This is a genomic window from Pseudomonas sp. IT-232MI5, from assembly GCF_949767845.1.
GTDB lineage: Bacteria > Pseudomonadota > Gammaproteobacteria > Pseudomonadales > Pseudomonadaceae > Aquipseudomonas.
This window is the reverse complement of the sequence record NZ_CATKQE010000001.1, coordinates 65,367-89,521: the sequence shown is the minus strand read 5'-3', so window position 1 is coordinate 89,521 and position 24,155 is coordinate 65,367. Positions and strand designations below refer to the sequence as shown.

At 61.3% G+C, this 24,155-nt stretch carries 22 protein-coding genes; 7 read left to right on the top strand and 15 right to left on the bottom strand.

Going from position 1 to position 24,155, the window contains the following annotated elements:
- Positions 1–27: 27 nt before the first annotated feature.
- The 14 genes from mdcH to pilG form a co-directional block, all read right to left on the bottom strand.
- On the bottom strand, positions 28–948 hold the full coding sequence (gene mdcH / locus ACM6JQ_RS00440; protein ID WP_414893067.1) for a malonate decarboxylase subunit epsilon: 921 nt from the start codon (positions 946–948) through the stop codon (positions 28–30).
- Positions 945–1,565, bottom strand: a complete 621-nt coding sequence (locus tag ACM6JQ_RS00435; protein WP_414893066.1) for a malonate decarboxylase holo-ACP synthase — start codon at positions 1,563–1,565, stop codon at positions 945–947. The genes mdcH and ACM6JQ_RS00435 overlap by 4 nt, the downstream gene beginning before the upstream one ends.
- Positions 1,559–2,344 (bottom strand): biotin-independent malonate decarboxylase subunit gamma, encoded by a 786-nt coding sequence (gene mdcE / locus ACM6JQ_RS00430; RefSeq protein WP_414893065.1) that lies wholly within the window; start codon positions 2,342–2,344, stop codon positions 1,559–1,561. The genes ACM6JQ_RS00435 and mdcE overlap by 7 nt, the downstream gene beginning before the upstream one ends.
- On the bottom strand, positions 2,341–3,192 hold the full coding sequence (locus ACM6JQ_RS00425) for a biotin-independent malonate decarboxylase subunit beta (protein ID WP_414893064.1): 852 nt from the start codon (positions 3,190–3,192) through the stop codon (positions 2,341–2,343). The genes mdcE and ACM6JQ_RS00425 overlap by 4 nt, the downstream gene beginning before the upstream one ends.
- The gene (locus ACM6JQ_RS00420) at positions 3,185–3,484 is read right to left on the bottom strand and encodes a malonate decarboxylase subunit delta (RefSeq protein WP_007913697.1); all 300 of its coding nucleotides are present in this window, start codon (positions 3,482–3,484) and stop codon (positions 3,185–3,187) included. The genes ACM6JQ_RS00425 and ACM6JQ_RS00420 overlap by 8 nt, the downstream gene beginning before the upstream one ends.
- Positions 3,484–4,356 (bottom strand): triphosphoribosyl-dephospho-CoA synthase, encoded by an 873-nt coding sequence (locus tag ACM6JQ_RS00415; RefSeq protein ID WP_095112789.1) that lies wholly within the window; start codon positions 4,354–4,356, stop codon positions 3,484–3,486. Before ACM6JQ_RS00415 ends, ACM6JQ_RS00420 begins: the two co-directional genes overlap by 1 nt.
- The gene (gene mdcA, locus ACM6JQ_RS00410) at positions 4,356–6,026 is read right to left on the bottom strand and encodes a malonate decarboxylase subunit alpha (protein ID WP_098966058.1); all 1,671 of its coding nucleotides are present in this window, start codon (positions 6,024–6,026) and stop codon (positions 4,356–4,358) included. The genes ACM6JQ_RS00415 and mdcA overlap by 1 nt, the downstream gene beginning before the upstream one ends.
- 313 nt (positions 6,027–6,339) lie before the next feature.
- Positions 6,340–6,705 carry a DUF6124 family protein gene (locus ACM6JQ_RS00405; protein ID WP_077574893.1) on the bottom strand — a complete coding sequence of 122 codons (366 nt, stop codon included), beginning with the start codon at positions 6,703–6,705 and terminating at the stop codon, positions 6,340–6,342.
- A 505-nt stretch (positions 6,706–7,210) separates the two neighbouring features.
- The gene (locus ACM6JQ_RS00400; RefSeq protein WP_414893063.1) at positions 7,211–7,681 is read right to left on the bottom strand and encodes a chemotaxis protein CheW; all 471 of its coding nucleotides are present in this window, start codon (positions 7,679–7,681) and stop codon (positions 7,211–7,213) included.
- A complete protein-coding gene (locus ACM6JQ_RS00395; protein WP_414893062.1) occupies positions 7,674–13,571 on the bottom strand; it encodes an Hpt domain-containing protein in 5,898 nt (1,965 codons plus the stop codon). The genes ACM6JQ_RS00400 and ACM6JQ_RS00395 overlap by 8 nt, the downstream gene beginning before the upstream one ends.
- Positions 13,572–13,582: 11 nt before the next feature.
- Positions 13,583–15,631, bottom strand: a complete 2,049-nt coding sequence (locus tag ACM6JQ_RS00390) for a methyl-accepting chemotaxis protein (RefSeq protein WP_007913676.1) — start codon at positions 15,629–15,631, stop codon at positions 13,583–13,585.
- A 144-nt stretch (positions 15,632–15,775) separates the two neighbouring features.
- Entirely contained in the window at positions 15,776–16,315 is a 540-nt protein-coding gene (locus tag ACM6JQ_RS00385; RefSeq protein ID WP_007913675.1) for a chemotaxis protein CheW, read from the bottom strand.
- Between the two features lie 10 nt (positions 16,316–16,325).
- A complete protein-coding gene (gene pilH, locus ACM6JQ_RS00380) occupies positions 16,326–16,691 on the bottom strand; it encodes a twitching motility response regulator PilH (RefSeq protein ID WP_007913674.1) in 366 nt (121 codons plus the stop codon).
- Positions 16,692–16,751: 60 nt separating this feature from the next.
- Positions 16,752–17,156, bottom strand: coding sequence for a twitching motility response regulator PilG (gene pilG / locus ACM6JQ_RS00375; RefSeq protein ID WP_007913673.1), 405 nt, complete (start codon positions 17,154–17,156; stop codon positions 16,752–16,754).
- A 225-nt stretch (positions 17,157–17,381) separates the two neighbouring features.
- Here pilG and gshB point away from each other — a divergent pair, with 225 nt between their 5' ends.
- The 7 genes from gshB (at position 17,382) to ACM6JQ_RS00340 (ending at position 23,391) form a co-directional block, all read left to right on the top strand.
- Positions 17,382–18,353, top strand: a complete 972-nt coding sequence (gene gshB, locus ACM6JQ_RS00370; RefSeq protein WP_007913671.1) for a glutathione synthase — start codon at positions 17,382–17,384, stop codon at positions 18,351–18,353.
- 107 nt (positions 18,354–18,460) lie between these two features.
- Entirely contained in the window at positions 18,461–19,360 is a 900-nt protein-coding gene (locus tag ACM6JQ_RS00365) for an energy transducer TonB (RefSeq protein ID WP_007913669.1), read from the top strand.
- Positions 19,361–19,494: 134 nt separating this feature from the next.
- Positions 19,495–20,067, top strand: a complete 573-nt coding sequence (locus ACM6JQ_RS00360) for a YqgE/AlgH family protein (protein ID WP_007913668.1) — start codon at positions 19,495–19,497, stop codon at positions 20,065–20,067.
- Positions 20,067–20,504, top strand: a complete 438-nt coding sequence (ruvX, locus tag ACM6JQ_RS00355) for a Holliday junction resolvase RuvX (RefSeq protein ID WP_007913667.1) — start codon at positions 20,067–20,069, stop codon at positions 20,502–20,504. Before ACM6JQ_RS00360 ends, ruvX begins: the two co-directional genes overlap by 1 nt.
- A gap of 80 nt (positions 20,505–20,584) precedes the next feature.
- Positions 20,585–21,091, top strand: a complete 507-nt coding sequence (gene pyrR / locus ACM6JQ_RS00350; RefSeq protein WP_034153653.1) for a bifunctional pyr operon transcriptional regulator/uracil phosphoribosyltransferase PyrR — start codon at positions 20,585–20,587, stop codon at positions 21,089–21,091.
- A gap of 27 nt (positions 21,092–21,118) precedes the next feature.
- Complete coding sequence (locus tag ACM6JQ_RS00345) at positions 21,119–22,123, top strand: aspartate carbamoyltransferase catalytic subunit (protein WP_007913665.1); 1,005 nt, start codon at positions 21,119–21,121, stop codon at positions 22,121–22,123.
- Positions 22,120–23,391 carry a dihydroorotase gene (locus tag ACM6JQ_RS00340; RefSeq protein WP_007913658.1) on the top strand — a complete coding sequence of 424 codons (1,272 nt, stop codon included), beginning with the start codon at positions 22,120–22,122 and terminating at the stop codon, positions 23,389–23,391. Before ACM6JQ_RS00345 ends, ACM6JQ_RS00340 begins: the two co-directional genes overlap by 4 nt.
- A 102-nt stretch (positions 23,392–23,493) precedes the next feature.
- On the opposite strand, the gene ACM6JQ_RS00335 is transcribed toward ACM6JQ_RS00340, so the two are convergent.
- Positions 23,494–23,925 carry an NINE protein gene (locus ACM6JQ_RS00335; protein WP_007913651.1) on the bottom strand — a complete coding sequence of 144 codons (432 nt, stop codon included), beginning with the start codon at positions 23,923–23,925 and terminating at the stop codon, positions 23,494–23,496.
- Positions 23,926–24,155 lie beyond the last annotated feature (230 nt).

Here is a 24,155-nt window from a genome sequence, read left to right as displayed (position 1 = left end):
GTTGTTCGAAGCTTGAGTCGCGGCGGTTTAGAGTTGGCGGCTACCCTCCTCACGCAACAGCGCTTGCAGGGTGTCGAGACGCGCACTGTCGAAGGCAGTGACCGTGCCTTGCTCGAACACCCGGCGCGCCAGCCCTGTCAGTACCGCACCGGGCGGCAGTTCGATTTGTAGACGCACACCGCGCTCGTAGGCGCTTTGCACGGTGCCGCGCCAATCCACCACGCGGCACATGTTGAAGGCGAGGTCGTCGCGCAGCGCTTCTACTTTGGTCACAGGGCGCGCGCGACTGCCGCTCAGGTAAGCGATTTTCGGCGTTTTCAGTTCAACCTTGGCGAAAGCTTCGGCGAGGGTTTGCGCCGGTTTTCCCAGCAGCGGGCAGTGCGACGGCACGCTTACCGCCAGACGTTTTGCCAGACCGGCGCCACGACTGCGCGCCAGTTCGGCCACCGCTTGCATGGCCTTGTCACTGCCGGCAATCACCACCTGATTGTCGGCGTTGATGTTGGCCAGATACACCGGCGAATCTTCGCTATGCACCTGCGCCAGCAACGTTTCGACTGTGGATAATTGCAGGCCGATGATCGCGGTCATGCCGTAGCCCTGTGGATAAGCCTGTTGCATCAGTTCGCCGCGCAGGCTGACCAGATGCAACGCATCGCTGAAGCTCAACGCCCCCGCAACCACTGCTGCCGGGTAAGCGCCGATGGACAGGCCGGCGACGTAGTCCGCCGTCAGTCCGTCCTGCAACAACTGCCGCGAAGCAGCGACGCCGGCGATCAGCAGGCACAGCTGAACCGCCCTTGTCGTGCGCAACGCATCGCTGGAATCCAGCAACAAAACATCTTCACCAAGCACATCACTGGCCTCGACCAACGATTCCCGAGGCAAACGCTGAAGCATGCCCGCTTGCTGCGCACCTTGGCCGGGGAACACCAGCAGACTGCTCACGCTGCCTGCTCCTGCGGGTTCCATGGATCGATCACCAGGCAAGCCTGATGGGCATTTTTCAGCAGCACGCGCGCAGATCCGCTGGCCCATTCACGCAATGCCACAGCACCGAACGGCGTCTGCAACTGCATGTCGATCCGGCACTCCGCTTGATCAAAAATCTCTACGAATTTACGAGCCTGATTACGCGTGATCAGTTGTGGTGTACGCAGAATCAGATCGAGATCGCTGGCCGCGTGCATCGCGATAAAACCACTGGCCAATTCAAACCCGACACTGCCGCTGACACCCCAGACCCAACCGCAGTCATCGAGCATCGGCCGCAGTTGTTTGAGCGCGTGTATGACCGGCAGATCGCGCTCGCACTCAACATGACAAAGCGCTTCGGGACTGACCCGACAGGCAATCGAATCGACCGCCATAAACGCCGCCAACCGCTGCTCGCGCAACACACCGCGCACACCCACCGCGACGAAACCTTCTTCGCTCAACGCCCGACGCACCACCACCGGTTGCCCGGCAGCCAGCGACTCGACTGCCCACAACGGCGCATCCGCCGGCAACTGCGCCGGGGTCATGCCCCAGAGCAGATCGTGGGCCAGAGGCGTGTTCACCACTGCGCCCTCAACAGTTCGCGCACTTTGCTGGAAGCCGCACGATTTTTCGCGCCGAGACGATTGCTCAGATCAGTACTGGAAATATCGCCGATGGCTTGTTTCAGGCACTCGTTCACCCGCGCCAGATCCTCTGCGGTTGGCTGCTCAATCTGCTGCACCGACAGGGTTTCCCAGAGCAATCCGAGGCTCGCATAACTGTCGATGTCATAAGCCATCGGCGGCACACTGGCGGCCAGCGCTTCCAGCTCTTCAACACTGCGCAACGTCACTCGCGCCGCCGAAGCCTTGCCCATCGCATGCACCATCACGCCGGGATCGCGCAGCGCAATCAAACGGTTGGCCTGATAACCATGAGCGAGAAACGCCCCGGACATCGCCTTACCGACCAGCAACGCAATCACCGGATGCCCGGCCAAACGTGCGCGGGCATAACTGTCTGCCGCACCGGCCAACGCCTGATGAATGCCAAGTGCTTCTTCGCGCCGACCATAAGCCTGGCTCGGCACATCGACGATGGCGATGATCGGGCGCTTCTGGGATTTATCACGATCAGCAGTGATCGCATCATCCACAGCCTTGGCCAGACCCCAGCCTTCAAGCAAGCCAACTTCGCCATTGCGAGCACGCGGAAAACGATTGTCCGGATCAGCCACCACAGCGATAAAACGCCCTAGCTCACCATCGGCAACCTTCAACGATGGCGGCAAACCCTCTACCGCTTTCGCCCCGGCGCTCAAGGCGTTGAACCAGTTCAAGCCGCGCAACGAATAACTGCTCATGAGCGCTCTCCTTGATACAGATCGCGAACCACCGACGGTTCGATTTGCGGGCCAGTGTTCAGACTGCTGAGGCGTTGCAGGAACCATTCGGCGCGCTGGCTGCGTGGTTTCGCTGGCAAACCCTGCTGCAGTAATTCACCGACCTGCTGACGAATCTTCGCCACGTCATCGGCGACATAACGATCCACCAGACCACTGGCGAAACGCTGCTCGCCGCCGGTCAGGCTCCAAATGAAAGGCCGGTCGCGGGAGTCGTATTCCTCAATCCCGGCTTCCTGCTCGATCACCTGCGGGCCATTCAAGCCGAGGCGTGCTTCCTGAGTCACCAGCAAATAACTGCACAACGCCGCCGCAATCGACATACCACCGAAGCAACCGACGCTGCCCGCAACCACACCGACCACCGGTTGGTACTGCTGCAAATCGACAATCGCCGCATGAATATCGGCAATGGCCGCCAACCCGAGATTGGCTTCCTGCAAGCGCACGCCACCGGTTTCCAGCAGCAACACCGTGCGCGTCGGAATGCCTTTGCGGTTGTCTTCAGCCGCCAGTTCCAGCGCGCCGGCAATCTTCGCCCCGCCGACTTCGCCGAGGCTGCCGCCCTGAAACGCGCCTTCAATCGCGGCGATCACCACCGGCAAACCGTCGAGGCTGCCCTTGGCAATCACCACACCGTCATCGGCCTGCGGCACCACGCCCTGAAGTTCGAGCCACGGCGACATGACGCGTTGAAACGGGTCGAGCAGTTCGCGAAAACTGCCGGCATCGAGCAGGGCTTGCGCCCGTTGCCGCGCGCCGAGTTCGACGAAGCTGTGTTTGTTGAGCAACGCTGCGCTGTCAGTCATGGCCGATCTCCTCGAAACCTTGTTCCAGTCGCAAGCGCACCACCCCCGGCGTCGCGCCGAAATCGTGGATATCGATGGCCATCGCCGGCGGCGTGGTGCCGTCGAACATCCGCGCAAACAGGTGCTGCCAGCGCAGCTGCGCGCCGTTGACCGAGGTCTGCACATTGATCGTCAGCTTGCCGGCCAGACCCGGTTCGATCAGCACTTCCAGATCACCCGAGCCGACACAACCGACCAGCGCGCGACCGCGTGGCGGCTGCCCGGCGGGGAATTCAAACGATAGGGTTTCCATCAAAACGCTCCCTGAAGGATGCCGTCGCGCTCGATACGGTCGAGCAGCAGCGTCGCGGCGAGCAAGTCGGCGGCGCCACCGGGCGAGGCATTCAATGCGATGAGTTGTTGATCGAGTTCGTGCAGGCGGCGGCGACCGCTGAGGCTTGCGCTGCCACCGGCGTCGAGCACCGCTTGCGCGCCGTTTTGCATGGTTTGCAGACCCTCTTCGCCAGCGCGGTAGAGCACGCAGGTGTCGGCCAGGTCAGTCATGATCGCGAGCAAGGCGTCGAGCCGGGCGTTCTGTTCGCCGTGGCCGTTGGCGCGGCTGCGTTTGAGTTGTGGCAGACCGCGTTGCAGCACCGAAGGGAAGCCGAGTTGCGCTTCTTCACGAGCGCCACGGGCGCCGTAACGCAGGGCGACTTGGGCGCCGTGGCTCAGTGGTTTTGGTGCGTAGCGGTCATCTAGTAAGGCTAGGCGCGCGGCACGCAGGGATACCGCATTGGCGCTGGAAGATTGCGGTTCCAGTGCAGCGGCCGTCACCAACAGACCCAAGGCCCAGATCGCCCCGCGATGGGTGTTCACACCGTTGGTGGTCGCGAGCATCGATTGCTCACCTTCACGACCAATCCGGCCAATCGCTTCGCGTAACGTTGAATCGACTTCGCCGATTGCAACCGCCGCTTCGGCCATCTCTTTGAACGCCGGCCACAACGACAGCGCCGAAGCGTGCATCAGGCCCAGGTGCAAATCGATGTGCGCGCCATTGCCGCGACGGTCGACCAGCGCCGGTTTCGGCGACAGATCGGCTTCGTCGATCAGCGCGTCCACCGCCAGATCGGCCAATCGGTCCGCCAGAGAAAGCGGTTTCGCTTGCAGATTAAATGCGTGCATTACCAGCTCCTGAATTTCGCGGGCGGGTTGTACAAACCGCCGGACCACTCGACCAGATCGGCCACGCTCTTCGCCGCGAGCAGTTCGCGGGTGGCGTCGGTACGGCGGATGCCGAGATCTTCGGGCAAGGCGATCAGGCCTTCGCGGCGCATACGCTCGGTGTCTTTCGGGTTGTGGCGCAGGCCGATGGCGGTGACGCCCGCAACGGCGGCGATCATTGCCTGGCGCTCTTCCAGCGAGCGCGCCTTGTACAGGTAGGCGATGCCTTCTTCGGTGAGCAAGTGGGTGACGTCGTCGCCGTAAATCATGATCGGCGCCAGCGGCATGCCGCTTTTCTTCGCCACCTCGACCGCGTCGAGGGTTTCGACGAAGGTCGGTTTGCCGCCCTCCTGGAAGGTCTCGACCATTTGCACCACGAGTTTCTTGCCACGTTCGAGCATCGGTTGCTGCGCATCGTCATGACGCATATCGAGCCACGCCGGGGTGCCGTGACGGCGACCGCGCGGGTCGTGGCCCATGTTCGGCGCGCCACCGAAACCGGCGAGGCGGCCACGGGTCACGGTCGAGGAATGGCCATCGCCATCGACCTGCAACGTCGCGCCGATAAACAGATCCACCGCGTATTGCCCGGCGAGTTGGCAGAACATCCGGTTGGAACGCAGCGAGCCGTCGCGACCGGTGAAGAACACGTCCGGGCGCGCGGCGATGTAGTTTTCCATGCCCAGCTCGGTGCCGAAGCAATGCACGCTTTCGACCCAGCCGCTCTCGATCGCCGGGATCAGCGTCGGATGCGGATTCAGCGTCCAGTTCCGGCAGATCTTGCCCTTGAGGCCGAGGGATTCGCCGTAAGTCGGCAGGATCAATTCGATGGCGGCGGTGTTGAAACCGATGCCGTGGTTGAGCGACTGCACGTTGTGTTTTTCGTAGATGCCACGGATCGCCATCATCGCCATCAGCACGTGCACAGGCTTGATGTGGCGCGGGTCACGGGTGAACAGCGGTTCGATGTAGAACGGCTTGTCGGCGACCACGACGAAATCGACCCATGAAGCCGGGATGTCGACGCGCGGCAGTTCGCTGACGTCGTCGACCAACTGGTTGACCTGGACAATGACGATGCCGTCGCTGAACGCGGCCGGTTCGATCAGTGCCGGGGTGTCTTCGGTGCTCGGGCCGGTGTAGATGTTGCCGGCGCGGTCAGCCATGAACCCGGCCGAGAGCACGACGTTGGGGATCAGGTCCACCACCAGTCGGGCGTAGAGTTCGATGTAGGTGTGGATCGCGCCGATTTCCAGCAAGCCGTCTTCCAGCAACTGGCTGATGCGCAGGCTTTGCGTGCCGGCGAAGGAGAAATCCAGCTTGCGGGCGATGCCGCGCTCGAACAGGTCGAGGTGCTCGGAGCGGCCGACGCTGGGCATGATCATGTGCAGGTCGTGGAGCTTTTCCGGGTCGGCTTTGGCCAGCGAGCGCGAGAGGAAATCCGCCTGCTTCTGGTTGTTACCCTCCAGCACTACACGGTCACCGGGATGGATCAGCGCTTCGAGCGCGGCGACGATCTTGTCGGTGGGCAACACCACACCGTCGGCCAGCCCGCGCACCTTGTCGAGGCGGCGCTGCTTCTCATCGCGCCGCCGCGTCCAGCGCGAGTCGGGGGAAATTGTTGTTGTCATGCTCACTCCACGGGGTTCGCTGTCGTGGAGCTAAGGTAGGCGTGTGGGGTGGGGGCATCAATCAAGCGCGGTGGTGAATCATTACGCTCAGGGTAACGATCAAGAGCCGCCCTCACCCTAGCCCTCCCGAAACGTCGGACCGCCCGTAGGGAGAGGGGACTGACCGAGGTGTCTGGCGCCATACATCGACCTGCCCCACCGAGTCGATTATGGATTCACAGCAGTATTTTCAGGTCGGCGTAACTTGTGAGCATCCCACGGTAGGCCCCCTCTCCCTCCGGGAGAGGGCTGGGGTGAGGGTCGGGCTTTTTCGCTACTCCGTCGGCACCAACCTATCCAACAAACGGTTGACGGCCATCTCCGCCACCATCACCACCTGCGCAATTCCTTGCACAGTCTTGCGGTGTGTACCTTCAACCATCGCCGCGTGATTGTTGAGCATGACCGTGGCCGAGCCGAGGGTTTCGCTAGCGTCAGCCAGCAGGGATTCGGTGTCGGCGTTGGGGTTGGCCATGTACAGCGTGTTGGGGGTGTAGGGCGTGGCCATCAGGTCGGCGTTGGTCGGGCCGAGGTAATGGTCGAGGGCGCGTTCGGCGGCTTCGTGGAATTTCTTCGAATCGGGTGATTCGTAGGGGGATGCCGGGTCTGCGAGCGGGGGGTTAGGCGTTGGTTTAATCATCTTCAGGTTCCGAAATAAAGCTGGAACCGCTTCTCTGCTAAAAGAAGGGGTGGCAGCTGAACGCAGGTTAGCAGACCGGGGAACCTAAGGAAGCCGGCGCGCCGAAGCGCCCTGCGCACAGCCGCCATCGAATGCAGGCGCTGAGCCTGACGATGATGTATGTGCACCCTTAGATTAACCACGGGCTGCTAAACCCGATCACTGGAAATCAGTGACGGAATCAAGTTACGCAGCATGCCAAAGGCGCACAAGCCGGCGGATTCTGGTGCATGCGTAGGCAGCGGCGCAAGGATTTGTAGGTTAGGGAGCCGTAACACCGGGTGTCTTTAAACAGATGTGCCTGGATGCGTTTATTGCGCTGCGGGGATTGAGGATTTGTCTGTCGGATTTTGGTGGATGCCGCAGGCGCTATCGCGAGCAGGCTCACTCCTACAGGGGAATGCATTCCAAATGTAGGAGTGAGCCTGCTCGCGATGAGGCCAGTCAGGCCAATGAAAATTCTGGATCAGTGAACCAGCCCAGCCTCCACCAACAACTGCTCCAACCCCAACAAATCCGGCACCTTCGCCACCTGCTCCCCGACCTGCACCGCCGCCTGCTCCAACCCACACAACGGCACATCGACATAACTCAACTGACTGTCGAGCTTGTACGACCGCGGAATCCCCTGCACCAGCAGCGCAATGAACTTCAGCTCCGGCAACCCACCGAGGGCATTGAGGATGACAATCCGCGCGCGCTCGCCAATGACGATTTTCTGCCCGCAGGCCGATTCAAAACTCAGCAACGGAATCTGCCGCTCACGCCACGTAACTTTGCCCAGATACCACGGCGGCGTGTCCAGATCGAAGGCACTGGCCTGGTAATCGATCAACTCAGCGACAGCGACGTTAGGCAGGATCAGATTGCGATCCGCCAACGGCAGCAACAACCCGGTCAGTTGGCTGCTGCGCTGATTATGCCGGCGCTCATGCATGTTTCTTGCTCCACTGGGCAATGCTTTCAAGCAGCACCGACTCTTGATACGGCTTGCCGAGGTAGTCGTTGACGCCGATGGCCATGGCGCGGTCGCGGTGTTTCTGCCCGGTGCGTGAGGTGATCATGATGATCGGCAGGTGTTGCAGGCGTTCGTCGTTGCGCACCTGGGTGGCGACTTCGAAGCCGTCCATGCGCGGCATTTCGATGTCGAGCAGCATCAGGTCGGGCATGTGTTCTTCGAGCAACAACATGGCGTCGACACCGTCCTTGGCGGTCAGCACGTTCATGCCGTGACGTTCGAGCAAACGGCTGGTGACCTTGCGCACGGTGACCGAGTCGTCGACCACCATCACCAGCAGCGGTTTCTGCGGTTCGTTGTCGATCTCCGGCAGCGTTGACGTCGGCGCAATGCGTGCCTGCATGGCGCGGATTGGTGCGAGCAAGTCGAGAATCAGCACCACCCGACCATCGCCGAGAATCGTCGCGCCGGACACGCCCTGCACCGCCGCAAACTGCGCGCCGAGGCTCTTGACCACGATCTCTCGGGTGCCGGCCATGTTGTCGACCTGCACGGCGATGCGCCGGTCGTTGTAGTGCACCAGCAGCACCGGCAACGGCAGGTTCTGCCCCAGCAGTTTCGGTCGTGGCGCGGTTTTCAGCAGTTCGCCGAGGTAGCACAGTTCATAGGTCTGGCCGCCGTACTGGTAACGCGGCGGATCAGCACGAAAGTGAGCTTCCAGATCATTCGGCAACACGCGGACGATGCCTTCGATGGTGTTCAGCGGAATCGCGTATTGATCCTCACCGCACTGCACCATCAACGCGCGGTTGACCGACACGGTGAACGGCAAGCGAATACGGAAATGCACGCCCTGCCCCGGCACGGAATCGATGCTCATGCTGCCGCCGAGCTGCCGCACCTCTTCGTGCACTACGTCCATACCGACGCCACGCCCGGAAATCTGCGTGATTTTTTCGGCGGTCGAGAATCCCGGCTGGAGGATGAACTGCAACACGTCGCGGTCGCTGATCTCGGCTTCCGGCGCGAGCATGCCGCGTTTGATCGCCTTGCGCCGCACCGCCTCCAGCGGCACCCCGGCGCCGTCGTCGCGAATGTCGAAAACGATGTCGCCACCCTCGCGGGACAGGTCGAGGCTGATCTGCCCTTGCGCCGGTTTACCCGCCGCCAGCCGCACCTCGGCGGACTCCAGACCGTGGTCGACGGCGTTGCGCAGCATGTGTTCCAGCGGCGCGGCCATGCGTTCGAGGACGTTGCGATCCATCTCGCCTTCAGCGTTGCCGACGACGAAGGCGACGTCTTTGTTCAGCTCTTCAGCGACCTGACGGACGATGCGTTTGAGGCGCGGCAACATGCGCTCGAACGGCACCATGCGCGTGCGCATCAGGCCTTCCTGCAATTCGGTGTTGATGCGGCCCTGTTGCTGCAACAGGTTCTCGGCGTCGTGATTGCGCCGATCGAGGGTTTCCTTGAGATCGAGCAAGTCAGAGGCGGATTCGAACAGCGCCCGCGACAGTTGCTGCAACTGCGAATGGCGGTCCATCTCCAACGGATCGAATTCTTCGTAACCGAGGCGTTCGGCATCGACTTGCTGGCGGCTGAGAATCCGCCCCTGAGTTTCAGTGTCGAGACGGCGCAACTGATCGCGCATGCGCTCGATGGTGGTTTCCATCTCATTCAGGGCAATCTGTGCGTCGTTGACTTGCTGCTCGATACGGCCACGGAAGATCGAGGTTTCGCCGGCCAGATTGACCAGCTCATCAAGCAGTTCGGCCGAGACCTTGACCATGTCCGCGCCAGCGTCGGCGGCTGGCGGCGCCACGTCAGTTTTGACCGGCACCGGCAACACTGGCGGCGTGTCGGGCGTCACCGGGTGGCTGAAATTCTGGATCGCATTGATCAACCGATCCGCCGGCGGACACGGTTGCCCGGCGCGCACGCCATCGAGCATTTGTGCCAAGCGATCATGACCGCGCTGCACCAGCGCAAACAGCTCCGCCGATGGCTGCAACGCCCCGGTCGAGAGACTTTCGTAAAGGTATTCCAACTCATGGGCAAGGTCGCCGATCGGGCCGATCTCGACCATCCGCGCGCCGCCCTTGAGGGTGTGCAGATCGCGCAGCAGGGTTTCCACTTCCTGGCGATTGCCCGGCTCGGCCTGCCAGCGCAGCAGTGCGGCGCCGGAGTTTTCGATGATGTCGAAACCTTCTTCGAGGAAGATTTCCAGCAACTCCGGGTCGTGACCGGCACTGTCGTGATCGGCCGCTGGCTGGGGCGTTTCGCTGACGGTCTGGCCTTGACGCACCTGACGCAGGGTTTCGATCAAATCCTGCGCCGGGGTCAGTGGCTGATGTTGTTGCAGTTGTTCAAGCAGCAGCGCCAAACGCTCATGACTCTTGAGCAGCAGACGCCTCAAGGTTTCGCTGTAATTGAAGCGACGATCGACCAGACCTTCGTAAAGGCTTTCCAGCTCCTGGGCCAGATCGCCGATGGCCTCGACTTCGGCCATCCGCGCGCCGCCCTTGAGCGTATGCAAATCGCGCTGCAACGAGGACAGTGGCGCGGTGTTGTCCGGGTCGCTCAACCAGCGCTGCAAGGCCTGGCCTGAGCTGTCGAGAATGTCCACCGCCTCTTCGAGGAAGATCTCGACAATCTCGTCATCGGGTTCAAGCGCCGTTGCCTTTTGCTGCAACTCTGCGGTGGCGCTGCCCAGTTCACGGATGCTCAGGGTGCGGCTGCCATCGCTGCGAATCAGGCCCATGGAAGAAGGATCGAGGCTCTGATCGAGCAGATCATGCAACGCCCGAATCCGCTCTGGCTGCGGCGTGACTTCCTGACCGGCAGCCAGTTCATCGAGCATGTTGATCAGCGCTTCATGGGCGTTCTGCGCTTCCTGGAAAAACTGCTCGCTGACCGCCAGGCTGCTTTCTTCCACGGCGCCGTAGAGATCGAGCAAGGCTTCGCACAACACATCCACCGGCAGCAAATCCGCCAAATGCGCGCCTTCGCCAAGGGTGGTCAGTTCATCCAGCAAGGCGCTGAGTTCCTGACGCTCGCCGGGGTGTTGCTGCCAGCGCTGTAGCAGGCTCTCAGCATCCAGCAGGATGTCCATGCCTTGAGCGAGGAAGTTATTGATCAGTTGCGGATCGCGCTTGACCCGCAGGCCGGTATTGGGCGCATCGAGGATCGACGCCAGACGCTCGGCAAGCAGGGTTTCCGAGCGTTTGATCAGCGACTGCGCACCGACAATCGGCGCCAGCGGATCATGCTTGAGCTGACGCAGACCGACGCGGAACAGGCCCTCGGCTTCGAGGAGCAATTCCACTTCGTCGAGGTCCAGCGGCAACTGGTGCGCCTTGAACTCGCGGGCCAGTTGATCGAGCGGTGCAGCGAGTTCGGCAATCGGCAATACGCCGGCCATCGAGGCGCTGCCCTTGAGCGTGTGCAAGGCGCGCTGCAACTCGTCACTGGCCTGCAACGGCACATGCTCGGCGGCCTGATCGAGAAAACGATTGAGGCTGGCGAGGTGGGTTTCGGCTTCGTTGCGGAAGATCTCCAGCAACAACGGATCGAGTGCCGCCACATCGTCGACGTCTTCGGCCGCCAGTGGTTCGTCACCCTTGGCCAAGGCATGTGCGCGTGCGGCGAGTTGATCGACATCGCTGCGCTGACGCTGACTGTTGGTGGCGAATTCGTTGATCAACTCGGGCAGCAACAACACCGTGTCGGTGAGCAGTTGCTGCACCACCGAACCGGGCTCGACGCTCTGTTCGAGCACGCGGTTGAGCAGGTTTTCCACCGACCACGCCAGCTCGCCGAGGATCAGCGCGCGAACCATGCGCCCGCTGCCCTTGAGGGTGTGGAAGGCGCGGCGCAGCTCAGTCAGCGCGTCGCGATCCTGCGGATTGGCCGACCAGCGCGGCAGGTATTCGTGGAGAACTTCGAGGACTTCATCGGTCTCTTCGAGGAAAACTTCGCGCAGTTCATCGTCGACCGGCTCTTCATCGGCCGGTGGCGGCATCAGGCTGCCGGGAGTGATCAGCGCCGGCGGGTTGAGCGCCGAAACCGGGCTGGCCAGAACGTCGGCCAGCGACTGTACGGTTTCCGGATCGTCGAGCGCCTGCATGTCCTGCATCACCAGCGCTTCGCTGGGGCTGAGCACGTCGTCGAGCACGGGCACATGCGGTTCATTTGGAAAGAAACCCAGACTGGCGAGGGACTTCTGCGCGACATCGAGCAATTGCTCGCCCGGTGCCTGCGGGTCGTCACTCAAGCGTTCGAGGTAGTACTCAAGGCTGCTGATGACATCGGCCAGATGATCGAGTTGTTCCCAACCCGGCTCGTGCGGATCAAGCAGCAGATGCTCGCGGATAAAACCGTTGCAGGCTTCGACCAGACTCGCCGCGCGGCTGAGTGGAATCATCGCCAGCGCACCGCGCACCTGCGTCAGCAACGCCGGCAACGGTTGCAGTTGCTGGCGATCCCAGTCGGCGTCGATGTAGTCGACGATCATGTCCTTGGCCTGTTGCAGGCAGATGCGTGCTTCCTTGATGACGATCTGGTGAATCTGCGTCAGGTCGGTGGTCGGCAGGCGCGAATCTTCCGGGCTTTCCGGCTCGACGGTGCCGACCATTCCGGCCAACGTCGCTTCGACGTAAAGCAGCGCACCGGCAACGTCCATCAGGATCGCGTCATTCGGTTCGCGCTGGCCTTGGGCGAGGCTGAGCACCACCGCCAGTTGATCGATGATCACTTTGCGCGGTTGGCCAAAACCGAGCACGGCGAGCGTGTCGGCGATCTGCCGCAGCGGTGCCAGCAGGCTTTCCAGATCGGAAGTGTGCTGGCGGTCGCTGCGCACGAACAGGTCGAGGCGTTCCTTGACCCGCACCAGTTCCTCACACAGCGCTGCCAGCACCGAGCGCATCGCATCGCGGTCGGGGCCGGCCAGGCGCGCACGTTCTTCGTCGACCATCGCGCTGTCGGGCAACGCGTCGTCCAGGGAGTAGCGATCTTTCATGGTCAGCATCTGCCCGGTGGGATGTTCGGCTTTGGCAATATAGAACAACAGGCTTTTCAGCAACTCTGCCGGGGGCACTTGGTTGAGCCCGATCATGCCTTGTTCGAGCAGGCGTTTGAGCTCTTTGTCGGCGTCCTTGAACAGGCTGCGCAGCGCCGGGCTGTTGGCGATCACGCCCTCGCGCATGCCTTCGACCAGCGCCGAGGCGACTTGCCACAGCGGGCTCAGGGGCGAATCACCGCTCAGCGCTTCGAGGCGGGTGAAGACTTTCGCCAGATAGTCGAGATGCGTTTGGTCATTCTGCTCGCGCAGCAAACCGACCAAAGCCATTTGCAGCATCTGGCGTAATTTGCGCAGCACGTTCGGCAGCTCTGCCGGCTCAAGCCGCGCCAGTGCTTCGGCGCTCAAGGGCGGTAACTCAGGCAGTTGCGGGCTGAACAAACTGGTTTCCGAGAGCAGGCTTTCGCCACGAGCACTACGCAGATCGTTGATCAGCGGCAACACCACCAGCGGCAAATCGCGGCGGGCGCTCTGCACGCGGTCGAGGTAGATCGGCAATTGCCCAAGGGCTTGCAGCAACAGATGCAGGGCTTCGTCGCGGTGGCTGACGCGCTCATGCTGCAAGGCTTCGACCAGATGTTCCATTTCTTCGGCGAGCAAGGCTGCGCCGTAGAACTCGACCATCTGCAAACTGCCGTGGACCTGATGGATGTAATCCAGGCACTCGTCCAGCCCGGGAAAGGCTTGCGGATCATCGAGCACGGCTTCAATCGCCTGATGCGCCAGCCTCAGCGTTTCGGCAATTTCGCCTTTGACCCATTCGAGGGCCACATAGTCGTGCCGATCACCCATAACCACTCCACTCACGCTTTATCTGTCGCCGCCGGCAAGGTGAATCCGGACACCGAACGCCGTAGCTGACTGGCCATTTTCGTCAGGTTGCCGATGCTCTCGGCGGTGGCCGTGGAGCCGGACGAAGTCTGCGAGGTGATCTGCTGGATCACGTTCATCGTCAGCGAGATCTGCCCGGCGGAAGTCGTCTGCTGCTGCGCTGCATTGGAGATGCTTTGAATCAGCGCCGCGAGGGTCTTCGATACGCCTTCGATTTCTTCCAGGGCCACACCGGCATCCTGCGCCAGTCGCGCGCCGCGCACCACTTCGGTGGTGGTTTGCTCCATGGAAATCACGGCTTCGTTGGTGTCGGTCTGAATCGCCCGCACCAGGGTTTCGATCTGCCGGGTGGCGGCGGATGAGCGTTCGGCCAAGCGCTGCACTTCGTCGGCGACCACGGCAAAACCGCGTCCGGCATCACCTGCCATCGACGCCTGAATCGCCGCGTTGAGGGCGAGTATGTTGGTCTGGTCAGCAATGTCGTCGATCAGGCTGACGATGTCGCCGATTTCCTGCGACGACTCGCCCAGACGCTTGATGCGTTTGGCGGTGTCCTGAATCTGTTCGCGAATGTTGTCCATGCCGTGGATGGTGTTGTGCACCACCTCGTTGCCCTTGTTGGCGATTTCCACGGAGCGCTCGGCGACTGCCGAAGACTCGGCGGCGTTGGCCGAGACCTGATCGATGGACTCGGCCATGTCGCTGATCGCCGTCGAAGCTTCGGAAATCTGCTGCGCCTGATGTTCCGAGGCCTGTGCCAGGTGCATCGCGGTGGCCTGGGTTTCCTGCACCGCTGCGGCGACCTGGCCGGCAGTGAGGTTGATCGTCGCGACGAGATCGCGCAATTGGTCGACGGAATAGTTGATCGAGTCGGCGATGGTGCCGGTGAAGTCTTCGGTCACCGAGGCGGTCACGGTGAGGTCGCCGTCGGCGAGGTCTTCGATTTCATCGAGCAGGCGCATGATCGCGTTCTGGTTGCGCTCGTTCTTCTCGGCGGTTTCGCGCAACTGGCGATTGGTTTCCCGGACCATCACCAGACCGATAAGGATGATTGAGGCCAGCGCCAGCAAACCGAGGACGTAGCCACCGATGGTGTCGGTGTTGCGCCCGCCGGCAAGGTTCTCGAAACGAGTGGCCAGGTGCGAGGCTTCGTCGAGCAGGGTCTGCGACAGGCTGAAAATGTTGCTCGCCGATTCACGAACCTTGAACAGCTCGGGCGAGGTTTCGAGGATTTCATCCACCGAACCGGAGACAAACTGGAACAGTTCGGAAATCTCACTCAGACGCGCGCGGGCATCACGGTCTTCGACCTGGCTGATTTTCAGCGCCGGATTACCTTGCAGCATGCCGTTGAGCACTTGGCCGAAACGCGTGGCGTCGCGGCCAAAGGCGTCGGCGGCTTGCTGGGAGTTTTCGTCGCCGGCGAGCACGGTGTTGACCGCGCCAAGAATACGTTCGGCCAGCAGCGACTGACGCTGAGCCATCGCCACCTGCGCCGCCGGGGCGCCGCGCTGGAGGAGGATTTCGACGACTTTTTCGTATTCGATCTGCAACTGCGGCACGGTTTCGGCCAGGGTCGCGGCGACCTGATGCAGCGACAGCACGGTCTGCTCGCTGGAAAGAATCGCGTCGGTGTTTTTCAGCAGGCGCTCCCAATCCAACTGCACAGCGCGCATTTCCGGGCGCACGGTGGCGGGTGCCGGCGGCAGGCCGGTGGCCGGATCACCTTTTTTCAGGTAACCCCAGCGCTGGGCGAAATCGTTGCGCGCATCGCTGAGCAACTTGAACGCAGCCGCCTTGCCGGCGGCGGCTTCGGTGGCGTTCTTGGCGATGCGTTGCGAGAGCACGCGCAGCTCACCGGCGTGGCCGATGTACTGTTTGTCGTAGTTCGCCTGGGTGTTGAGGTACGCGAAGTTGGCGAACAGCAGCATGATGAACACGATCAGTGCGATGAACAGCACGATGATCTGCGAGCGACTGCGCGAGCCTTCCGCCGGCTTGCCTGTTTTTGCTTTTGTCATCGGTCCTCGCCTGTTTGAAGCTCACCGGTAGAACCTGTAGGAGTGAGCCTGCTCGCGATTGAACGATAACGCGGTGTACTTGATACACCGCGGTGCCTGAATCGCGAGCAGGCTCACTCCTACAAGGGATCTTTGTTGTAACAGCTATATCGCGACGCTCATGAACACCGGGGATTTCGCCAATGCAAACAAACTGAACACCCGCCAGTTCTGCTCGCGGCGGAAATAGCCTTTGACGAACTCGGCCTTGGATCCCTGGCGCTTGCTGATCGAGATCGGTTCGAAGCTGTCCTGTTCGAAATGCTGCAGACCAATCACCTCATCGACCATCAACCCGGCAAACACGTCCCCATGCTCAACCACCAAGACCCGCCGCTGTTTACGCAACGGCGACAGTTCGTGGCCGAAAAATCCGCACAAATCCATGATCGGCAGCAGCCGCCCGCGCAGGTTAGCCACACCTTTGACCCACGGTTTGACCCCGGGCAATTGAGTGAAGCGCGGTTCGTGCAGCACTTCGCTGACTTCACCCATCGGCGCCACATACCAATGCTCGCCGAGGCGAAAGCCGATGCCGCTCCAGCGATCCTGACGCGCCGGTTGCGACGGCAGGTCCGCCGCCAGCAAGCGGCAGCGCTGGTCGATTTGCCAGAGCAGTTCGAACGCGGTCAGCGATTCGCTCATGGTTGCACGATCAGCCTTTGAGCACGTTGTTCAGGGTCTTGATCAGGGTGTCTTCGTCGACCGGTTTGGTCAGGTAGTCCTTGGCGCCTTGGCGGGTGCCCCAGACCTTGTCGGTTTCCTGATCCTTGGTGGTGATGATGATCACCGGGATGTGGCTGGTGTCGGCATCCTTGGTCAACTGGCGGGTGGCCTGAAAACCGTTGAGACCGGGCATGACAATATCCATCAGCACCGCGTCGGGTTTTTCCTGACGGGCCAGGGCCACGCCGTCGGCACCGTTTTCGGCTTTGAGCACTTCATGGCCGTGCTTTTCGAGCATGCCGGTCAGTTTGTACATTTCAGTCGGCGAATCATCGACGATCAGGATACGTGCCATGGTTTTCCCCATTTTTCTTGTCGACGCTCGGCCCGCTGGCCGAGCGTCACTGTACGTGTCTTACTGCGGCAAAACGGCGGCGAAGCCCGGAACATGGGCCTGGATCGCGTTGAGCAGTTCTTCCTTGCTGAAAGGCTTGGTCAAAAATTGATCAGATCCGACAATCCGCCCCTTGGCCTTGTCGAACAGCCCGTCACGCGATGACAGCATGATCACCGGCGTGGCCTTGAACGCACTGTTGTTCTTGATTAATGCGCAGGTCTGATAACCATCCAGACGCGGCATCATGATGTCGACAAAAATGATCCCGGGATGGTTGTCGGCGATCTTCGCCAAAGCGTCGAAACCGTCGATCGCCGTGATCACTTCGCAGCCGACATTCTTCAACAAGGTTTCGGCGGTACGACGAATCGTTTTCGAGTCGTCGATGACCATGACCTTCAAGGCGCTGGACTGCTGTTCCATAAGAGGGCTCTACCGTCGCCTTTGCGAATCAATTTGTCCGTTTTGCGGTTATCAATGGCTCGAAACCCTTGATGTTCAAGGGCCAGCACGCTACGCCAGCCTTTTTAGCACAGTCTCCAGATGCAATCTATCGACGGGTTTTTCCTTGACCGAAAACCCGCCCGGCGCCACTCTGGCGGCACTTTTTCAATACCGATCCGGTAGCCAATTTTCGAGGAAAACCCAATGAGCGTTCGCGTCGGGATTGTCATGGACCCTATCGCCAGCATCTCCTATAAAAAGGATAGCTCGCTGGCCATGCTGCTGGCCGCGCAGAAGCGTGGCTGGGAACTGTTCTATATGGAACAACGCGACCTGTATCAGGGTGAAGGTCAGGCCCGGGCGCGCATGAAGCCGCTGAAAGTCTTCGCCAACCCGGAAAAATGGTTCGAACTGGACGCCGAGCAGGACAACCTGCTGAGTGATCTGGACGTGATCCTGATGCGCAAGGATCCGCCGTTCGACATGGAGTTCGTCTACTCCACCTACCTGCTCGAACAGGCCGAAACCGCTGGCGTGCTGGTGGTGAACAAGCCGCAGAGCCTGCGCGACTGCAATGAAAAGCTGTTCGCCACGCTGTTCCCGCAGTGCACACCGCCAACCATCGTCAGCCGCCGCGCCGACGTGCTGCGTGAATTCGCCGCCAAGCACGGCGACGTGATCCTCAAGCCGCTAGACGGCATGGGCGGTACCTCGATTTTCCGTCACCGCGCGGGCGATCCGAACCTGTCGGTGATCCTGGAAACCCTGACCGCCCTCGGTGGCCAGCAGATCATGGGCCAGGCTTACCTGCCAGCAATCAAGGACGGCGACAAACGCATCCTGATGATCGACGGCGAGCCGGTGGATTACTGCCTGGCGCGGATTCCGGCGCAGGGCGAAACCCGTGGCAACCTCGCTGCCGGTGGCCGGGGTGAAGCGCGTCCGCTGACGGACAAGGATCGCTGGATCGCTGCTCAGGTCGGCCCGACCCTGCGTGAGAAAGGCCTGCTGTTTGTCGGTCTCGATGTGATCGGTGAAAGCCTCACCGAAATCAACGTCACCAGCCCGACCTGCATCCGTGAAATCGACAATGCCTTTGGCACTGACATCGGCGGCATGCTGATGGACGCGATCGCCAAGAAGCTGCAAGCCGCCGGCAAAAAGCCACAAGCTTGATGCACGTCACATGCAGTCTGTCGCTTGAAGCGTGAAGCCCAAGGCGTGAAACCAACATTGCGTTATCATGCGCAGCCTCTGAAAAACGCGATGTTGGTTTTCTTGTCATGACCCTCCCGTCCGATCTGCCCGCAGAACTCGCCCACCGTGGCGTGCGCCCGGCCGATCGCCTCGGATTTACCCTGTTTCTCGCGGCGCTGATTCATTTGGCGCTGCTGCTCGGCGTCGGCTTCACGATGGTCGAGCCCAAGCAAATCAGCAAAACCCTGGAAATCACCCTCGCCACCTTCAAAAGCGAAAAGAAGCCGGAGAAGGCTGACTTTCTCGCGCAGGAAAATCAGGAAGGCAGCGGCACGCTGGACAAGAAGGCGATCCCCAAGACCACTGAAGTGGCGCCATTCCAGGACAATCAGGTCAAGAAAGTCACCCCGCCACCGGCCGCCAAGCCGCAAGTGCAGGAAGCCGCGCCCAAGGCAGCGGTGACTACGGTTGCGCCGAAGCCGAAAAAAGCACCGACCAAGAAAGAAGAAAGCAAAACCGAAGTCAAACCGACGGTCGACGCGCCGGAATTCGACAGCTCGCAGCTGTCCAGCGACATCGCCAGCCTCGAAGCCGAACTGGCCAAGGAACAACAGCTGTACGCCAAACGACCGCGCATTCACCGCTTGAGCGCGGCGTCGACCATGCGTGACAAGGGTGCCTGGTACAAAGACGACTGGCGCAAGAAGGTCGAACGCATCGGCAACCTCAATTACCCCGAGGAAGCACGGCGCAAGCAGATCTACGGCAATTTGCGCCTGATGGTTTCGATCAATCGCGACGGCTCGCTGTATGAAGTGCTGGTGCTGGAATCGTCCGGCCAGCCGCTGCTGGATCAGGCGGCGCAGCGCATTGTTCGACTGGCGGCACCGTTTGCGCCGTTTACCGGGGACTTGTCGGATATCGATCGTCTGGAAATCATTCGCACCTGGAAATTCGCCCGCGGCGACAAGCTCTCGAGCAATTAAGGGCAAGATCAAAAGATCGCAGCCTTCGGCAGCTCCTACATTGGCCTGCATTCACATGTAGGAGCTGCCGAAGGCTGCGATCTTTTGGCGGCTTCAGCTTGTCAGTTGGCCCCCCGAACGCCACACTAGCGCACATGAAAAACGTCAGCCCCAGCTACCTCAAGCATCACTTCCTGATCGCCATGCCACACATGGCCGACCCGAACTTTGCCCACACCTTGACCTACATCGTCGAGCACACGGCCAATGGCGCTATGGGGATTGTGGTCAACCGGCCGCAAGAGCTGAATCTGGCCGACATTCTTGAGCAACTGCGCCCGGACATCGACCCGCCAGCACTGTGCCAGCACGTACCGATTTTCATCGGCGGCCCGGTACAGACCGATCGCGGTTTTGTTCTGCATCCGGCGGGCAAGACCTTCCAGGCCACCGCACAACTGGACGGTGATCTGGCCCTGTCGACCTCGCAGGATGTGCTGTTCGCCATCGCGGACGGCGTCGGCCCGGCGAAAAGCCTGATTGCCCTCGGTTACGCCGGTTGGGAAGCCGGGCAACTGGAAGCCGAACTGGCCGACAACGCCTGGCTGACCTGCCCGTACGACGCCGACATCCTCTTCAACACCAGCAGCGAACTGCGCCTCGAAGCGGCGGCCAAGCACCTGGGGATCAACCTCAGCCTGCTGACCAGCCAGGCAGGTCACGCCTGATGGCCCTGCGCCTGATTCTCGGCTTCGACTACGGCACCAAACAGATCGGCGTCGCGGTCGGCCAGGTGATTACCGGCCAGGCCCGTGAGCTGTGCACCCTGAAAGCGCAAAACGGCATTCCCGACTGGAATCAGGTGGAAGCGCTGTTCAAGGAATGGAAACCCGACGCCGTGGTCGTCGGCCTGCCGCTGAACATGGATGGCACGCCGAGTGAAATGTGCCTGCGCGCGGAGAAATTCGCCCGCCGCCTCAACGGCCGTTTCAATGTGCCCTTCTATACCCACGACGAACGTCTGACCACCTTCGAGGCCAAAGGCGAGCGACTGGTGCGAGGCGGCCAAAAGGGCAGTTACCGCGACAACCCGGTGGACGCCATCGCCGCCGCTCTGCTGTTGCAGGGCTGGCTCGATGAAAACACTGCATTGTTTGAATCCTGACAAGCGCTTCGGCGCTTTTCTTTTGAGTGAAAAACCGAGTCGTGTCCAAGGACCCGATTCGCCCCCAACAAGGAGCAACCATGAGCCTGCCAAATCCCGCCGATCTGATCAGCCAGATGGCGACCCGCCTCAAGGCGCACCTTGCCCAGCGTGAAATCACCGAACCGCGTTACATCGGCATCCGCACCGGCGGCATCTGGGTCGCGCAGGCCTTGCTCAAGGAATTGGGCAGCGACGCGCCACTGGGCACGCTGGACGTGTCCTTCTACCGTGACGACTTCAGCCAGAACGGCCTGCACCCGCAAGTGCGCCCGTCCGCCCTGCCCTTCGAGATCGAAGGCCAGCATCTGGTGCTGATCGACGATGTATTGATGAGCGGCCGCACCATCCGCGCCGCCATGAACGAATTGTTCGACTACGGCCGCCCGGCCAGCGTGACCCTGGTCTGCCTGCTGGACCTCGACGCCGGTGAGCTGCCGATCCGCCCGAATGTCGTGGGCGCGACGCTGTCGCTGGCCGCTCACGAACGGGTGAAGCTGTCCGGCCCCGAGCCGCTGACGCTCGAACTGCAAGACTTCAACCTTTAATCCGCCCTATTGAGAGTCCCCTTCGCGATGACGCCTCTAGATACCAAGCGCCCGCTGCAGCTCAATGATCAGGGCCAGCTGCGCCACTTCCTCTCGCTCGACGGCCTGCGCCGCGAGTTGCTGACGGAAATCCTCGACACTGCCGACTCGTTCCTCGAAGTCGGTGCCCGGGCGGTGAAGAAAGTCCCGTTGCTGCGCGGCAAGACCGTGTGCAACGTGTTCTTCGAAAACTCCACGCGCACCCGCACCACTTTCGAACTGGCGGCCCAGCGGCTGTCGGCGGACGTGATCACCCTGAACGTGTCGACCTCGTCGGCAAGCAAGGGTGAAACCCTGCTCGACACCCTGCGCAACCTTGAAGCCATGGCCGCCGACATGTTCGTCGTACGCCACGGTGATTCCGGCGCCGCGCACTTCATCGCCGAACATGTTTGCCCGCAAGTGGCGATCATCAACGGCGGCGACGGCCGTCACGCCCACCCGACGCAGGGCATGCTCGACATGCTCACCATCCGTCGGCACAAGGGCGGTTTCGAAAACCTCTCGGTGGCCATCGTTGGCGACATCCTGCACTCGCGGGTCGCGCGCTCGAACATGCTCGCGCTGAAAACCCTCGGTTGCCCGGACATCCGCGTGATCGCGCCGAAAACCCTGCTGCCAATCGGCATCGAGCAATACGGCGTGAAGGTTTACACCGACATGACCGAAGGCCTGAAGGATGTCGACGTGGTGATCATGCTGCGCCTGCAGCGTGAACGCATGACCGGCGGCCTGCTGCCGAGCGAAGGCGAGTTCTACCGCCTGTTCGGCCTGACCACCGCGCGTCTGGCCGGGGCCAAACCCGATTGCATCGTCATGCACCCGGGGCCGATCAACCGTGGCGTGGAGATCGAGTCCGCAGTGGCCGACGGCCCGCACTCGGTGATCCTGAATCAGGTCACCTACGGCATCGCGATTCGTATGGCTGTGCTGTCCATGGCCATGAGCGGACAAACCGCGCAGCGTCAATTCGAGCAGGAGAACGCCCAGTGAAGCTCAGCATTCTCGGCGCACGCGTCATCGATCCAAGCAGCGGCCTGGATCAAGTCACCGACATTCACGTTGAAGCCTGCAAGATCGTCGCCCTCGGCGCGGCCCCGGCGGGTTTCACGGCAGTGGAAACCATTGACGCCCAAGGCCTTGTTGCCGCTCCGGGCCTCGTTGATCTGAACGTAGCCCTGCGCGAGCCGGGTTACAGCCGCAAAGGCTCGATCATCAGCGAAACCCGCGCGGCAGCGGCCGGCGGTGTGACCAGCCTGTGCTGTCCGCCGAAAACCAAACCGGTGCTCGACACTTCCGCCGTGGCCGAACTGATCCTCGACCGCGCACGCGAAGCCGGCAACACCAAGGTGTTCCCGATCGGCGCGCTGAGCAAAGGTCTGGACGGCGAGCAACTGGCTGAGCTGGTTGCGTTGCGCGACGCTGGTTGCGTGGCGTTCGGCAATGGTCTGGAGAGTTTCCGCAATACCCGCACGCTGTGCCGGGCGCTGGAATATGCGGCGACGTTTGATCTGACGGTGATTTTCAACTCGCAGGATCATGACCTGGCCGAGGGCGGTCTTGCCCACGAAGGCGCGGTGGCCAGCTTCCTCGGTCTGCCGGGGATTCCGGAAACTGCTGAAACTGTGGCTTTGGCTCGCGACCTGCTACTGGTCGAGCAGACTGGCGTGCGTGCGCACTTCAGCCAGTTGACCAGCGCTCGCGGCGTCGCCCTGATCGCGCAGGCTCAGGCCCGCGGCCTGAAGGTGACGGCGGATGTCGCGCTGTATCAGTTGATTCTGACCGACGAAGCATTGATCGACTTCAGCAGCCTGTACCACGTGCAACCGCCGCTGCGCACTCGTGCGGATCGCGATGGTCTGCGTGAGGCAGTGAAATCCGGCGTGGTCTCGGCGATTTCCAGCCATCACCAGCCGCACGAACGCGACGCCAAACTGGCGCCATTCGGCGCGACCGAGCCGGGCATCAGCAGTGTTGAGTTGCTGCTGCCGCTGGCGATGACGCTGGTTGAGGATGGGTTGCTGGATCTGCCTACCTTGCTGGCGCGTTTGAGCGCTGGCCCGGCTGAAGCGCTGCGTCTGCCGGCAGGCAAACTGGCAGTGGGTGGTGCGGCGGATATCGTGCTGTTCGATCCGCAGGCTTCGACGGTGGCCGGTGAAGGCTGGTTGTCGAAGGGTGAGAACTGCCCGTTCATTGGGCACACTTTGCCGGGTGTGGTTCGCTACACCTTGGTGGATGGGCGGATCAGTCACCAGGCTTGATACCGGGTTGCCCCCAATCGCTGGCAAGCCAGCTCCCACAAGGTCTTGCGCTATCTTTGGGTTAGCGCAAAAACCTGTGGGAGCTGGCTTGCCAGCGATGGCTTACTGGAAGGCGCCTCTGCCTTCGGCGTTGCGTACGGACACCTGATCATTCAGCGTCCAGAAGTCATACAGCACCCCCAGAAAGAACAACCCGCCCGTCAGCAGATAGATCAGCCCACTGATCCATTTGCCCTGATACATCCGGTGCACACCCAATGCTCCGAGGAACGTCAGCAGAATCCACGCTACGTTGTACTCGATCGGCCCGGCGGTAAAACGCAGATCCGCCTCGCGATCCATCGCCGGGATCAAGAACAGGTCGATCAGCCAGCCAATGCCCAGCAAACCGAAGGTGAAGAACCAGATCGTCCCGGTCACCGGCTTGCCGTAATAGAAGCGGTGAGCACCGGTAAAACCGAAAATCCACAGCAGATACCCGATGATTTTGCTGTGCGTATCTTGCTGCTGAACAAATTGTTGATAGGGGTTCATGAAGACCTCGATTCACACGATAGATAAATATTCTTGAATTCTTTGTGACTTTTTTACAGGTAGCCGACGTACGGCAAATGTTACCGTTGCTACCGTCAAAGCCTTATAGCACCTGACTTCTGTCCGACAATTGCGTCCATTTGCCGCTTATTTGGTTCCGTTGGCCACCAACTGAATCGACCAACGGACTCGGAATGAAAAAAAACTCTGTTATAAAGTTGCGCGCTATC